General features: G+C 59.9%; 11 protein-coding genes. 5 read left to right on the forward strand and 6 right to left on the reverse strand.

Translation table 11 applies throughout. From position 1 onward, the window contains the following. The first annotated feature begins 229 nt into the window (after positions 1-229). Together PMX70_RS00885 and PMX70_RS00890 are read left to right on the forward strand one after the other, a co-directional pair. A complete protein-coding gene (locus PMX70_RS00885) occupies positions 230-4,018 on the forward strand; it encodes a DUF4430 domain-containing protein (RefSeq protein WP_271742528.1) in 3,789 nt (1,262 codons plus the stop codon). 9 nt (positions 4,019-4,027) lie between these two features. After that, the gene (locus PMX70_RS00890; RefSeq protein ID WP_271742529.1) at positions 4,028-4,936 is read left to right on the forward strand and encodes a DUF4430 domain-containing protein; all 909 of its coding nucleotides are present in this window, start codon (positions 4,028-4,030) and stop codon (positions 4,934-4,936) included. Positions 4,937-5,096: 160 nt separating this feature from the next. Here PMX70_RS00890 and PMX70_RS00895 read toward each other — a convergent pair whose 3' ends face one another. From PMX70_RS00895 to PMX70_RS00905, 3 genes are all read right to left on the reverse strand, one after another. Next, positions 5,097-5,504: a GtrA family protein gene (locus PMX70_RS00895; RefSeq protein ID WP_022095123.1), complete on the reverse strand. Its 408-nt coding sequence runs from the start codon at positions 5,502-5,504 to the stop codon at positions 5,097-5,099. Positions 5,505-5,723: 219 nt separating this feature from the next. After that, the gene (locus PMX70_RS00900) at positions 5,724-6,119 is read right to left on the reverse strand and encodes a GtrA family protein (RefSeq protein ID WP_161144770.1); all 396 of its coding nucleotides are present in this window, start codon (positions 6,117-6,119) and stop codon (positions 5,724-5,726) included. Positions 6,120-6,197: 78 nt separating this feature from the next. Continuing rightward, the gene (locus tag PMX70_RS00905; RefSeq protein WP_271742530.1) at positions 6,198-8,114 is read right to left on the reverse strand and encodes a fructose-1,6-bisphosphatase; all 1,917 of its coding nucleotides are present in this window, start codon (positions 8,112-8,114) and stop codon (positions 6,198-6,200) included. A gap of 320 nt (positions 8,115-8,434) precedes the next feature. Between PMX70_RS00905 and PMX70_RS00910 the strand changes: the two genes are divergently transcribed. After that, positions 8,435-9,325 carry a DegV family protein gene (locus PMX70_RS00910; protein WP_055285769.1) on the forward strand — a complete coding sequence of 297 codons (891 nt, stop codon included), beginning with the start codon at positions 8,435-8,437 and terminating at the stop codon, positions 9,323-9,325. A gap of 80 nt (positions 9,326-9,405) precedes the next feature. Here the strand turns inward: PMX70_RS00910 and PMX70_RS00915 are convergent, their stop codons facing one another. Beyond that, positions 9,406-10,497, reverse strand: coding sequence for a beta/alpha barrel domain-containing protein (locus PMX70_RS00915; protein ID WP_271742531.1), 1,092 nt, complete (start codon positions 10,495-10,497; stop codon positions 9,406-9,408). Positions 10,498-10,689: 192 nt separating this feature from the next. Between PMX70_RS00915 and PMX70_RS00920 the strand changes: the two genes are divergently transcribed. Next, positions 10,690-10,860, forward strand: a complete 171-nt coding sequence (locus tag PMX70_RS00920; protein WP_271742532.1) for a hypothetical protein — start codon at positions 10,690-10,692, stop codon at positions 10,858-10,860. Between the two features lie 24 nt (positions 10,861-10,884). On the opposite strand, the gene PMX70_RS00925 is transcribed toward PMX70_RS00920, so the two are convergent. After that, the gene (locus tag PMX70_RS00925; protein WP_271742533.1) at positions 10,885-11,988 is read right to left on the reverse strand and encodes an RsmB/NOP family class I SAM-dependent RNA methyltransferase; all 1,104 of its coding nucleotides are present in this window, start codon (positions 11,986-11,988) and stop codon (positions 10,885-10,887) included. Between the two features lie 151 nt (positions 11,989-12,139). Then, entirely contained in the window at positions 12,140-14,290 is a 2,151-nt protein-coding gene (locus tag PMX70_RS00930) for a class I tRNA ligase family protein (RefSeq protein WP_271742534.1), read from the reverse strand. Positions 14,291-14,422: 132 nt separating this feature from the next. On the opposite strand from PMX70_RS00930, the gene PMX70_RS00935 reads away from it, so the two are divergent. After that, positions 14,423-14,989: a DUF3267 domain-containing protein gene (locus PMX70_RS00935; RefSeq protein WP_271742535.1), complete on the forward strand. Its 567-nt coding sequence runs from the start codon at positions 14,423-14,425 to the stop codon at positions 14,987-14,989. Positions 14,990-14,992: the final 3 nt, after the last annotated feature.

The following is a 14,992-nucleotide window of genomic DNA, read 5'->3' on the forward strand; positions in this document are numbered from 1 at the left end:
GTAATTCCTCTTGGCTCGGAATGTTCGCGTCGCAGATCGGACGGCGCGCCCGAGTCGTTAAGGTTAAGTCGGATCGCCTTCCATCTTGCATGCGGCTGCGGCGTATGCCGCCGGTGTGCATAGGGCTCTGGAGGGAAGGGGGACCCCGATGGGGGAACTCGAGCGCAACATGCGCGATGACGTGGGGCAGCTTCAAGGCAACGCTCCAAGTACAGACAGTAGGAGACAAATGGATATGTTTGAGGACGAGTGCCAGCGTTCCTCGCTTCGTCGCCGTGGCGTAATCGCGCGCGGTGTGGCAAAGCGCTGCCTGGTGGCATTCCTGGCCTTCGCGATGGCCTTTGGCACCACGCCGGCTCAGCTGTGGGCCGAGGGTGCCGAGGGCATTACCGACGCTGTGGCTCAGGCTACGACGCCAGGCGAGGACGCAGCGCTTGCGGGCGGTACCGCTGAGCAGAGCGGCGCCGAGGTTTCGGATTCCGGGAGCGCGCCTGCAGCTAGTGCCGCCACTACAGAGGCAGCAACTGGCGACGAAGGCTCGGCGACGGGGGAGAGCCCTGCCACGAGCGAGCAGTCTTCGACGGTATCCGCTGGCCAAGCAGGATCTGCCGCCGCGGCTGCCGTCCAGACAGAGAACCCGACAGAAACCGGCGATGTCGCCAAGAAGCAAGTCGAGGTCTCGTTCTCGATTATCGGCACCGATGCCGACGGCAAGGCTCAGACCTGGGTGGCACCTACGCAACTCAAGCTCGACGAGGGCGCGACGGCTGCGGATGCCTTCGTTAAGCTGCAGCAGAAGACGGGCTTCAAGGCGGATTACGATCCGAACACGGCATACGGTTTCTACCTCAAAAGCATCACATCCCCGAGCGATGGCCGTACGCTTGCCTTCGATCCGGCGACTTATGCCTACTGGCAGCTGTTCGTCGACGGCGCGTCTTCCTCGGTTGGCGCGAGCAGCGTCAAGCTCACCCAAGGGCAGAAGATTGAGTTTGCCTATACGGCTGGTAGCGCGTCCCCTGTCGTTAAGGACCAGGTTGCCGCAAATGTGACCGTCATTGGTCGCGATGCCCAGGGCAAGACTCAGACTTGGGTCGATAACGCGCAGTATGTGGTGACGTCCGGTTCGAGCGCGCTTGACCTTACGAAGGCCGCGCTCGAGGCGAATGATATTGACGCCGTTGCTGCGGGCTCCTTCATTCTGAGCCTTAAGTACAACGGTGTTGAGCTGGGTACGCCCCAAGATTATTCGACCTATTGGCAACTGTTCATCAACGGCAAGTCGAGTGACTATACGGCGGACAATGTCACCATCCATGTCGGCGATACCGTTACGTGGTTCTACGGTGGCTGGGGCGACCAGCTGCCCTCCGATTCTGTCCATGCTTCTGTTCAGGTTCTCGGTAAGGATAAGGACGGCAAGCAGCGGGTTTGGGCTTCGACGGGTCAGACGAGTCTCAAGGCAGGCTCCACTGCTAAGGATCTCCTTGAGCAGACCGGCCTTAAGCTTGATGCTAGCGAATCGTCTTGGGGCTGGTTCCTCAACGGCATTTATTCGCCGTTCGATGGCAAGTCCTATGGCTGGGATGCTGCGACCAATAGCTATTGGCGCTTCTACGTAAATGGCAAGTTCGCCGACGTTGGCGCCGGTGCCTACGAGCTCCAAGAGGGCGATGCCATCACCTTTATGTATGGTGCTGACGCCGATGCCCTTCCTGGCCAGGTTCTTGGGTCTGTCGATGTTATCGGCCCCGATGTCAACGGCAACAATACTCGCTGGGGCTCGGCAAGCAATGTTTCCCTGCCCGAAGGTTCTACGGCCCAAGACCTTATTGAGGCGGTTCTGAAGGCGAAGGGCGTTGATTACAACGCCTCCCAGAATGGTGCTTACTGGTTCCTCAATTCCATTACTTCGCCGTTCGATCACAAGCCGTATGGCTGGGATGGTGCGACCAATAAATATTGGCATCTGTATATCAACGGAGAGCCCTCATCTCTCTGCGCCAACCAGGTCACGCTCAAGAGCGGCGACAAGGTTACGTTTGCCTACACCACCGATAATTCGCCCATGCCCGATCCCGACAAGATTGTCGTGGACCCGAGTGCGACGACTCCTGATTGGGATGTCGAGTGGGCCGGCTACGGCAACAGTGGCAACGGTTCGACCGTAACGGATGCCAAGACGCCTGCGCAGGCCGCCGGTCTTAAGTGGGCCTTCGATTGGAAGGCCGAGTCTGGCCAGCAGTATGCCAACTGCAGCGAGCCTGTCATCGCTAACGGCTTTGTGTACATCGCGACCGAGAACGAGCTCATTAAGATCGATTCGTCCACGGGCAAAAAGGTTGCCTCTGCGCCGCTTGCCTCCAAGGTGAGTTATACCTCTCGTCCGATCTACACCAATGGCCTTATCATCGTTCCGCTCAACGGCGGTGCGGTCCAGGCGATTACTGCAGACAAGCTGATCTGCAAGTGGCTGACGCCCGGTTTGACGGACTTGACGCAGAGCTCCTGCACCGTCGTTTCGGACGGCGAGTACGTCTATGTTGGTACGGTCGATATTTCGTATGACGAGAACTACAACGCGACCTACGGCAACGGCTCCCTTAAGCGTATCAAGATTGCCACGGGCGAAGTCTCTTGGCAGAACATTGACGCTTCCGAGGGCTATTACTGGACTGGTGCGGCTTTGACGGATAAGTATGCCATCGTTCCTACGAGCGCGGGTACGCTTAAGTGCATTGATAAGACGACGGGCGATGTCGTTTCGACCATGAAGCTCGGCACTGTCGCAAATGCCGATTGCATTGCCGATCCGTCCAATGGCTCGACCTTCTATCAGATGACGCACGATGGAAAGCTCCATGTGATTTCGCTTTCGGCGAAGGGCGTGCTGAGTGAACAGAAGACGATTGATCTGGGCCTTACGAATAATCTGAGCGCCCCTGCGGTGTCTGGTGACAATCTGATTGTCGGCGGACAGACGGCTACGGGCTCTGCTCTGGTTCTCTATAACCTGAAGACGGGTAAGACCACGATGGTCGCTGCTGCTGACGGCAAGGCGCTGCCGGCTGGCCTCAACGGTATTGCCGCTACTCCGCTGGTGAGTGTTCAGGGTGGCAAGACCTATGTGTACTTCACCGTTAACAGCGCGGATAGCAAGGATTACGTCAACTACTCTGTTGGTGGTGGCGTGTATCGCTATACGCTCGGCGATGCAGAGGCGACGCAGATTTATGATGCGGCTGGCCATTACCAGTACTGTGACTCTCCGGTCATTGCCGATGCATCTGGCAACCTGTACTACATCAACGACTCGGGCACGCTGTTCAAGCTTGGGGCCGTTGAGTCTTGGACGGTTGCCTTTAATTCCAATGGCGGGTCTGCTTGCGACACTAAGTTTGTTGCTACGGCCGATGGCAAGCTGGTCAAGCCGGCCGATCCGACGCGCGATGGCTGCACTTTCGACGGTTGGTATACCGATGAGGCTTGCACGCAGGCGTATGACTTCAGTACGCCGGTGACGGCCGATCTGACGCTGTATGCCAAGTGGACCAAGAATGCCGTTAACCCTGGCGGCAATGGCGGTTCTGGCTCCAATGGCGGCAATGGTGGCGCTGGTAACGGTTCCGGTGCTGGCGCTGGCACGGGTTCCGGCTCCGGCACGAAGGGCCAGCAGGCTGGCGGCGCTGTCGCCCCGGGTCAGAAGCCGGTGACCAAGACGACGGTGTCGACCAAGACCGAGACCAAGGACAACAAGTCCGACAAGAAGGACTCCGATAAGTCCGATAAGAAGGACGAGAAGAAGTCTGACAAGAAGTCTGACAAGAAGGACAGCAAGTCCGACAAGAAGTCCGATTCCAAGTCCGATACGGGCGCTGCTTCCACGACCACTGCTAAGAAGCCCTCTGGTGCTTCCGAGCAGGAGACTGGCACCAATCCGCTCGCCATTGTTGGCGTTGCCGCCGGCGTCATCGGACTCGCCATCGTCGGCGTGTTCGTGTTCACCAAACGTCGGTAGGTGAGGGCTGTGTCCAATAAATCCAAGGACGCTGACCCCAAGCAACCAGATTCCTCGTTCATTCAGTTCGACGATGCAAAGCAACAGGGCGCCGCTTCGGCGGCGTCCGCCCCTCGGCGGAAGGCGCTTGCTGGCGTCCTGACCGCCGCGTGCACCATTCTGATCGTCGTCTCGCTGGGCTTCGTCCATCCTTCCGAGAGCGGCGCCTGGTCCATCGACTGGATCGTTCAGACCGTGACGGGGGAGAGCGTCGTCACCAAGGACACCAAGGCGTCTGGCTCGACTACGACTTCGGGCGAGGCCAGTTCCGAGGGCTCCAAGTCATCGAATGATGCAAAAGACAAGTCCAAGGATTCTGATGAGTCCAAGTTCAAGGACGATTCCGAGTCCTCGGACAAGGAATCGGATAAAAGCTCGGATGGCAAGAAGTCCGATGGTCAGGACGGCAAGAAGTCTGGAGATAAATCCGCTGCCCAGAATACAGGAGCCGGCGATACTTCCAATGCGTCTGGCGGTGCTTCTTCGGGCGGCGGTCAGTCGTCTGATGGAGTCTCCAGCTCTAATGGCGGAAGCGCTTCCTCGGGCGGCCAGGGCGGCTCGCAGGAGTCCAACTACGTAACAGTGACGGTTTCGGTCACATCGAGCGCTGTGGGCAATCCTGTGTCCTCTGGTGGCACCTTTACCTTTAACGAAGGCGCTACCGTCTACGATGCCCTGTGCGCGCTGGGCCTTTCTGTCAACGCACACGGCTCGTCGTACGGCACGTATGTTTCTGCGATTGGTGGTTTGGCCGAAAAACAGTACGGCGGCACGAGCGGCTGGATGTACTCCGTAAACGGCACAACGCCCATGACGGCCTGCAGCAACTACGTTCTCTCCAACGGCGACAACGTGGTCTGGTATTACGTAACAGGTTAGAGGCCTCGACATATCGCACCATACGGGCGGTTCGGACAAACATCCGGGCCGCCCGTTTTTCGTGCGAATGGGACTGGGCCACCGGGTCTCTCGGTAAACAAAAAAACCGGTTGGAACGGGAATTCCAACCGGTTATACATTCAAGCAAATAGTGAATCGACTACGACCGTGCGCCCTCGAGGAAGAAGCGGCGGCTGAAGTAGTTGTACCAGGTGACGAGGAACGTGGCGATGGCCTTCATGGCCTGGTAGCCGATGCTCAAAAACGTGACGCCCACAAACATGTACAGGTCGTTGAGGCCCAGGCCGATCACCGACAGGATGGTGAAGATCGTGAACTCGCGCTTGCGGCTCATGCCTTCGCGGTGGTCGAACACGTACTTCATGCTGAGCCAGTAGTTGACCACGACGGACGTGATAAACGAAACCGTGGTGCTCATCAAAAAGTCGAGGTGGAACAGCTCGACGAGCGCAATGAGCATGCCCCAGTCGATGCCAAAGGAGATAAGACCCACGACGGCAAACTTGAGGAACTGCTTGGTATGAGGTTGTGCCAGCGCCTTGCGCACGTAATCACATCCAATGCGTTGATGAATCGAGCAGAGGATACTTTAGAGCTTTTACAAGGGAAACGTAAGGTCTTTGCCAAGAACTATATGAACTCGCCAAATTTTCAAGAGCTAATCCGCAAACGTTGAAAATTTGCCCGTAAACGAGCGACACCCACGGACGATACTGCGCTGAGTGCGCGTCGTCCGTGGGCGCCGTAATGCTGCAGGGGTTTCGAGCTATTTTGTCTCGTCGCCCTCCAGGAAGATCTTTCGGGTCACAAAGTTGTAGACCATGACAAGCGCGGTGGCGCAGATCTTGGCGATATTGGCCTCGAGCCCCAGACCGGCGTTGAGTGCCAGCACGATACCGTCGTTGAGTGCCAGGCCGATCACGGACAGCACGACAAAGATAATGAACTCGCGGCGGCGGCTCATGCCTTCCTTGTGCGCAAACACGTACTTCATGCTGGCGACGTAGTTAAAGATGAGTGAGATGATAAAGCCGCTGGTGTTGGCGATTAGGATGTTGAGACCCAGACCGTAGTGGAGCAGATTCATAATGCCAAAGTCGATAACCGTGGCAATGACACCGACGACGCCAAATTTCATAATCTGCGCAAGGAGCTTTTGCATGGTACCTGCCTTAAGCTGGCGCCGAAGCGCCGCGGGGATGACAAACTTAGCAAGTTTAGCCAATCCCCGCGGGTGGTGCTAGGCGCGCTCCTCGATAGCACCGTTTCTATATGCATCGAGCAGCTGGCGCAGGTCCTGGATCTGGCTGCGAATCTTGGCGCCAGTATCGGTGTCGCTCACCATGCGGCGACGGTCTGCTTGGTCAAAACGGTTGGTCTCGCTCTCGATGTCCACGTTGCGCGTGAGTGCCTCGGCAACCGTCGTAAAGGCCCGGTGCGACTTGAGGCGGCAGCCGCGCGAGCTCGAGATGAGCGTATAGCCGGCGATGCCCGTCTTGGGATGGTAAGCGCGGCAGAAGCCGCCATCGATGACCAGCAGCTTGCCCTCGGCGCGGATGGGCTGCTCGCCCTTGGTGGTTTTAACGGGCGTGTGGCCGTTGATGATGTGGCCGGTCGGCGAGCATGCCATGGGCGCGACGCCAAACTCGCGCATGATATCATCGCAGACCGAGGGCGACTTGGTAAGCGTAAAGTACGGGTCCATCGGCTCGACCCAGGTGCTCTTATCGGCGATATAGGCGCGCTCAAAGGTACGCACCAGGCGTCCGCTGGCGGGTGAATTGAAGCCAATCCACAGGTACCACATCCAGTCGAGGGCATCGCGGTCGCCCACGCGCCACGCGCGGCGGGCGATATGGTCGCAAAAATCGAGATAATCGCGGCCAGCGTGCCAGGTGCCCAGGCAGTTCATGCTGCTAAAGGTGCCGTCTTCGTTGAGCGGAACGCAGCCGTGGAAGAGCAGGTTGCCGTTGGCGACCTTGTACATCGAGCCGTGGGTGTAGAGGAAATCGATATGGCGATGCAGGTGATCGGCGGTGACAAACTCGGACACGAGCTTGTCGATGATGTGCTGCTCCTGAGACGTGAGCGTGTAGGGGTCCGCCGGGTCGACGGTGGGGAAGTCGTTGGTCGTGAGCGGCCACACGCTGCCGTCGGCGAGCGTGACCGTGCCGGTGTCGTGGTCGATCTTGTCGAGTAGCAGGCGGTCGGTCATATCGAACTCGGGGTGGCGCTGGATAATCTGGCCCTCGAGCTTAAAGAGCAGCACGTTGATGGCCTTGATCAGCGGGGTGATGGACTCACCGGCGGTGTAGGTGGCATCGGCAAAGGCGACAAGCTCACGCAGCGAGATGCCGTAGTCGTTCTCCAGGATCTCGTAGTTGTCGTAGCGTAGGTTGTTGCGCAACACCGTGGCGATGCAGGCGGGCTCACCGGCCGCAGCGCCCATCCACAGCAGGTCGTGGTTGCCCCACTGGATGTCGAGTGAATGGTAGGTGAGCAGACGGTCCATAATCTTGGCCGCGCCGCCGCCGCGGTCGAAGATGTCGCCCACCAGGTGCAGGTGGTCGACGGCCAGGCGCTTGATGAGCGAGGCGAGCGACTCGATAAAGTCGTCGGCGCTGGCGGTCTCCAGGATGGACTCCACGATGCGCTCGTGATAGCGCACGCGATAGTTGTTCTCGTCCGGGTGCGTGTGCAACAACTCGTCGATGATGTAGGCGTAGTCGCGCGGGATGGCCTTACGCACCTTGGAGCGCGTGTAGCGGCTCGAAAGCGAGCGGGCAACCACAATAAGCTGGTCGAGCATGGTCTTATACCAGGTGGGCGAGTCCTCGCGACGGCTGCGGACCAGGTCGATCTTCTCGCGTGGGTAGTAGATGAGCGTACACAGCTCGCCCTTTTCGTCAAAGGAGAGCGTGTCGCCAAAGATCTCGTCGACATGTTCGCGCACGACGCCCGAGCAGTTGTTGAGGATGTGCATAAAGGCTTCGTACTCACCATGCACGTCGCTCATAAAATGCTCGGTGCCCTTGGGCAGGTTGAGGATGGCCGAGAGGTTGATAATTTCGGTAAATGCGGATTGTTCGGTGGGGAACTGTCTCGACAGCAGGCGCAGATACTTGAAGTCTTGCGGGTTGCGATCGAATGCGACCATGAAACACCTTCCGATATGGTTGGTAAAACTGATAAACAGCGTCAAACGTTTATCAGTATGCGCCGCTTTTGTTTCGATTTTGCGCCAGCGGCTGAATTGTCGGCTGAACGGTTTGGTAAATCGATTTAGTTGAGGTAGATATGGCGGTTGGGTGGAGACGACAGAGGGTGTTTTCTCAGATATTTATGCGTGGGGCCGGTGGAGACGATGGTGGTAAAGATGTTCACTATTTTTGGTTCGATTTGGTAAATAGTGGACATATGTACCGCATGTAGGCTCACTGTGCGATAATTTGCGCAGCAATGAGTAGGGAGCTTCATATGAGTGATTTTGTCCTGACCTGTGAATCCGCCGCCGATCGAACCCGTGAGTTCTTTGCGTCGCGCAATATCCCTGTCGTGTGTTTTCATTACGAGATCGACGATGTTGTCTATACGGACGATCTGTATCAGTCGATTACGCCGGACGAGTTTTTTGCCCAGATTGCCGCGGGCGCCATGCCCAAGACGTCTCAGGTGAGCGTGGGTGAGTACGAGGAGTTTTGGGAGCCGTTTGTTGCCGAGGGTAAAGACGTGCTGCACCTGACGTTGTCGTCGGGTATTTCGGGCACGTATGGATCGGCCTGCGTCGCGGCGCAGATGCTTGCGGATCGCTATCCCGAGGGCGGCAAGGTGCGCGTCATCGATTCGCTGGCGGCGTCTTCGGGCTTTGGCCTGTTGTTGGAATATGCCGCCGATGTGCGCGATAGCGGGGCTTCACTCGACGAGACGGCTGCCTGGATCGAGGAGCACAAGCTCAACCTGCACCACTGGTTCTTCTCGACCGATCTGTCGAGCTACCTGCGCGGCGGTCGCATTTCGGCCGCGAGCGCGATCATCGGCACGGCGCTTAAGATTTGCCCGCTTATGACGGTCGATTGCGAAGGTAAGCTGTCGCCACGTGAGAAGATTCGCACTAAGAAGCGCGCGATTTCCGAGATGGCTAAGACCATGATGGCACACGTACAGGACGGTGCAGATTATTCGGGTAAGTGCATCATGTCGCAGTCGGCGTGCCGCGAGGATGCTGAGGCGGTCGCGGCGCTGATTGAGGAACAGGTTCCGCAGCTTAAAGGCAAGATTGAGATCAATGACATCGGTACTCTGATTGGCTCGCATACCGGACCTGGTACGGTGGCGCTCTTCTTTATGGGCGACAAGCGCGTGGATTAATTTGCCCCATCACGTCGCTGCATGATTGCTCAAACGAAAACGGCCCGCCTCACGTTTGTGGGGCGGGCCAAGATGTTTTGCTAGCGTTTCTTTCCGCGGAAGAAAAAGCCGTGCAGTGACGGCTTGAGGCCGCGGTTGGCGCGATGCTCCTCGACGCGCTCGTGGATCGAAGCGACGCGCTCGATGACTTCGTCGGGAATCGGCACATCGGGATTCATGTTCTCGACTTGGCTGACCTCGGCGGCGGCGACCTGGTCGATAATGGGCACGTCGTCGCGCGAGATGACAGGTGTGGCGTCTTCCTTCATCTTGCGATAACGCTGCATCATGTCGGTCTGTAGCTGCTGGGCCGAAGGCGGTGTCCAGATGATGGCGTTGGCGCCGGCGGCGATGGTCTCGCGAATGCTCTCGGGCGTCTTGCCGCCCGGCGCGATAAGCGGCAGGTTGGGATAGTGCTCGCGCAGCTCGCGTAGGACCTGGGGCGTGTTCTTGCCGGCGGCGATGTTGAGAATCTTGGCGCCGGCGCGCACCTTGGCGTGGGCATCGTCGTCGCAGCGAACGACCGTGGCGATGACGGGGATGTCGGCGATGTTGGTGATGTGCTCGACCATCTCGGCAGTAGCGGGGGAGTTGACCACGCAGCCCGCCGCGCCCTGCATCTCGGAGACGGCTGCCATCTGCACGGAGCGCTTACCGGTCGTAGTTCCGCCACCCACGCCTACAAAGACCGGGCACTCGGCGACGGTCAGCAGCGCTTGCGTAATGGCGGGCTGCGGCGTGAAAGGGTAGACCGCAAAGACGGCGTCGGCGTTGGAGTTGCGGATAACCGCGACATCGGTGGTGTAAATGAGCGACTTGATGCGTCGGCCAAAGAGCGTGAAGCCGCTGGCCTCCTCGATCTCGTCGGGCATGCGAAGGGCAGCCTTGCGCAGGCGTCCGTCGATGGGCAGCGGCTCCATGGGCAAAAGGCCGTTGGGGGTTACGGCCACCTGGGGCTCGGTAAATTCGTCTGCAAGCTCAACCTCGGAGAAGTCGACCGAGGCGACGACGTCTTCGTGAACCTCGGCGGGCACATCGATGGGGGCTTGATCGTCGGTCGCGGCGGGCGTATCGAAGGAGCTGGTGCCGACAAAGGCGTCGACGCGCTCGTTCAAATCGTTGAGAGAATCCATGGCGGTCCGTTTCTATGTTGTGCGCCCGTCAGCGTGCGACCGGCGCTACGATTGCTAAATCGTTTGACGAGTTGATTTTTCCCCGCCGCGCCATCCGTTAGACTGAAGGGCTGGCGAACGTGAAGGAGCTGTGGTGGCGGGAATCGAGGTGCTATCTTGAATGTCCCGTATACAAAAGAGAGGTGACGCGGTATGGAATTCTCGGCAATGTTAGGCTCGATTGGCCTATGCGTGGGCGCAATCGTTGCCGCCGCGGTCATCTACTTTGCGGTCACGGCCATTAAGGGCAAAAAGGCCGAGCGCAAGGAGCACGAGGCACTTAAGCAGTGCCGTGACCAGCAGGACAAGCGCGCACGGAGATAGTTTGTTGAGTTTTGAATCCGTGCGCTAGCTGCGTTTTCGGACCAGGGCGATATAGAAGCCCTCAAAGTCGCGACTGGGCGGAATGGTCAGCGTGCCGGGCATGCCGTTGGCAATGGCCGAGACGTGGCCCGCGGCAATGGCCTCGGTAAGGGCGTTGCACTCGATGCGCGGTTCCTCACCGGCTTCGCGGGCGCGGCGTGCTTCGCTTTCACTCGGCGTGCTGTCGAGGGGGATGAGCTCGCAGTCCATGTGCTTGTCGAGGGCCTCTTGCAGGGCATCCTCGTTTTCCTGCGGCAAGATCGAACATGTCGAATAGACGAGCGTGCCGCTCGGTTTGAGGGCCCCCATGGCGCGATCCAGAAGTGCTCGCTGCGATCGGGCGCACTTGCTCAGCAACTGCTCGGTGAGGCCGCGCAGGCTTTTCTCGTTGCCGCTGATGACGGTGCCCGTGCCGGTGCAGGGAGCGTCGAGCAGGATGCGGTCGAAGCGGAAGAACTCGTCGAGCTCGCGTGCGTCGATGCGCATGACGGGCACGTTTTTGGCGCCCTGGCGGCCCAAGTTGGCCTCGAGCTTTTCGGCACGGGGAATGCTCATCTCGCAGGCGGTAAGGTGCGCCTGTCCCTGCGTGAGGGCGGCGATCTGCGTCGTCTTGCCGCCAGGGGCTGCGCACATGTCCAGGATGTCCTCGCCTGCCTGGGCGCCCAGGACCAACGGCGGCATCATGGATGACAGGCTCTGCAGGTAGATCTTTCCGTCTCGGTAGATGTCGAGGTCCCATAGGTCGGAAACCTGGGCCTCGGGCAGGATAAAGGCGTCCGGGTACCAGGCGACAGCGTTGTGGGCGATGCCGGCGGCATCGAGCGCCGCAGCGATGTCCTCGGCGGTTGCCTTGAGCGTGTTGGCGCGCAGCGTGACCGGGCGTGCAGCTGCGGCGCCAAAGCCCTCGATCATGAGCTCGGCATCGGTGGGGGCATAGGCGCCGGCGACCGTGTCGACCATAAAGCGCGGCAGGTCGGCGGCGCAGGGAAGGGCGGCAAGCTGGTCGGAAAGCTCGGTGACAGCAAACTGCCTAAGCTTGAGCTCGGGCTTAACCTGCTTTTTTTGCTTACGACGACGCGGCTTGGACATCCGTCTTTCCTTCCACCTAAATGATTATTCTGGGACGGGGATTAAAAAATCATTTAATGATCCCCGTCCCAAAAAGACTAGTTTGTGGCGCCCGGGAATGATTTTTTAATCCCCGTCCCAGAATAATCATTCCCGGGCGCGTTGCGTTTGCCTAGTACTGGCTCTCGTGCTTGCTAAAGAAGTCGAAGCGCGGGGGCAGCGGCTTTACGCGGTGCTCGCCGGGCTTCTCGCCCAGGCTCTCCACAAACTCGTCCGTGGAGGCAAAGATGTTATCCCAGCTAAAGAAGGCGACCGGATCGACGTCGAAGTATTCGCAGATGAGCTCGCAGCCGGCCGGCACAATACCGTGCATGAGCACGGTCGCCACGCGCAGCTCGGTAAAGGTGTCGACGAGGGCCTGCGTCATTGCGACGTTGGCTGGCTCACCCTCGAGCTTGTTGGCGGCCTTGGAGGCGTCGCTCCAGCGCTTGTTGGCGGCGCGCAGGTAGTCGTCGCACACGGCAAGCGCGCGGTGCGTCTCGAACTTGTACATGGCCTGCTCAAAGGCGAGGGTTGCCTGCTCGGCAGCCTCGACCACGGCGGCAGAGGCGGCACCGGCGGGAATGCAACCGTTGCGATAGGGGCTCTCGTCACCCTCCTTGACGGCGACGCCGTAGAAGCAGCTGCGGGCCAGGCGGTTGAAGACGCCGGTCAAAAGGGCGCTCTCCTTTAGGGCCGGGTCGATAACGCGCTTGTCGTCGCAGGCGCGCACCTCGTTGCCGTCCTTGTCCTTGCCGGTCACGCGCGTGTCATATGCCTTGGGGCTAAAGCTCACCGGCTTCTCGGACAGGCCGAGCGACAGCCAATGCGCGCGCATCTGCTCGCAGGTGTAGTGGTTGAGCAGGTCGTCTGCCGGCGGGGGAGGCGTCTGCGAGGACGAGCTGGCTTTTTTGCCCATGTAGAGCAGGTGGTAGCAGGCGCTGACGGTGCTCTGCGTGAGGTTCCAGCCCAGGGCCTCCCACATGGCGGTCTGCGCGATGCAGTAGAAGTAGATGTTGTCCTGGCCGATGAACTGGTAGATCTGTGCGTCGTCCGAGCACCACCAGTCGCGCCAGTCGAGCGAACTGTGCTGGTAGGTGGGTGCGGGTACCTGCGTGGAATCGGCGGCGGGCTCGCCCATGAGGGCGGCGTCCTGGGCGGCGACACCCTCAGTTACGCCGGCGGCCTTGGCATCGCGGGCGAGCACGGTGCGGGTGTAGCTGATGGGCGCCCACAGGCTCTCGGGCCAGCACCAGCAGGTGACGTCGGTCACGCCATCGACCTCAGGCACCGGAACGCCCCAGTCGATGTTACCGGTGATGCGGAAGGGCACGAGCGCCTTGCCGCTGCGGAAGCGCACGCCGCCGTTGGCGAGCACCGCGTGGGCGTCGTCGCGCTCCTTCCAGCTGGGGAAGGTGACGGTAAAGCTGCTCTTGTTGCCCTCGGGTTCTAGCACGGTGTGCTCGGGCAGCTGGTCCTCGACGGCGTCGAAGGCCTCGCGGAACTTGTTCTGGATGTAGAGCTGTGCCGGCAGCAGCCACTCCTCCATGGTCTTGGAGACCACGGAGCGAACCTGCGGGTTCTGGGCGAGCTTGGCGGTATAGGTCTTCATAAAGTCGAGGTAGGCCGGCAGGTCGAAGTAGAGGTTGTCTACCGGGCGCAGCTCGGGCACCTCGCCGGTGAGCTGGCTCTTGGGCGCGATGAGCTCCTCGGGCTCAAACTGGTGACCCAGGTCGCACTCGTCGGCGTACGCCTTCTCGGACTTGCAGCCCTGGATGGGGCAGCGGCCGATCACCTGACGGCCGTTGAGGAACGTGCCGGCCTTGGCGTCGTAGAACTGCAGCGTGGAGCGCTTGGAGATGGTGCCCTGCTCGTGCAGGCGCTTGATAATCTCGGCGGTCACCTCGTTGTGAATCTGCGCAGCCGGCTCAAGGCCCGAGCCGCCGTAGATGTCGCAGCTGATGCTGTAGTTGTTGAGGGTCGCGGCCTGGCGGGAGTGGTTGGACTCGACATACTCGCTAATGGACTTGTCGTAGCCCTCGTTCTCCTTGAGCTTGCGGTAGCTCTCCATGATGGGCGAGCCGTAGCAGTCGGTGCCCGAGGTGAAGATGACGTTCTCGCGGCCCAGGCGGTCGCGCAGGAAGCGGGCGAAGAAGTCGGCCGGGACAAAGACGCCACCGACGTGGCCAAAGTGCAGGCCCTTGTTGCCGTAGGGCTCGCCGGCGGTAACGATGGCGCGGCGCGGCCAGCTGGGACGGTCGTTCATGGAATATTTGGATGCCATGGGACTCCTTCGCATATGGTGGGAGCGCGGCCGGGCACGGGGTTCGGCAGCGCGGTGGTCAATTCGTGCATATCGTTCGACATTATCGCACATGCGGACGGGTACGTGGCAGGGGCGCTATCCTAAGATGCTATGAATGAGATTTCCAACATACATGCGTTTGAGGACGAGGATTTTCTACACGCTTGCTTCGTGTGGGGGATGGCCGTGGTCGCGGTGTTTGCCGTGTGCCTGGTGCCGGTGTTTATGCTGCTGGGCGGGCCTGCGGACTTGGACGCGGCTGAGGCGGGCGGCTGGACCACCGTCGTGGGCTGGATGGTCGGTGTGGCTGCGGTTTCTGCAGCGTCGTTTGCCGTGCACGAGCTGGTGCATGCGGTGTTTTTTAAGCTGCTGGCGCCTGCGGGCGCGCATGTGACCTTTGGCGCGAATCGTGAGACGGCGATGATCTATGCCTGCGCCGAGGGCGTTGTGTATTCGCGTCGGCGGTACATGGCCATTTGCCTGGCGCCCACGGTTGTTTTGACGGTGGCGTTTGCCCTGGGCTTTGCGCTCTCGGGCTATCCGCTGCTGTGTTACCTGGCGGCTGGCTTGCATTTGTCGGGCTGTGTGGGCGACTGGTATTACGTGCGGGCCATTTTGCGCGACCGCCGCATCGCTGCCTGCGAGGACACGTCCTTTGGCGTGCGCTTTTTCGGGTGAGGA

It is taken from the genome of Collinsella aerofaciens, assembly GCF_028206795.1.
GTDB lineage: Bacteria > Actinomycetota > Coriobacteriia > Coriobacteriales > Coriobacteriaceae > Collinsella > Collinsella aerofaciens_AX.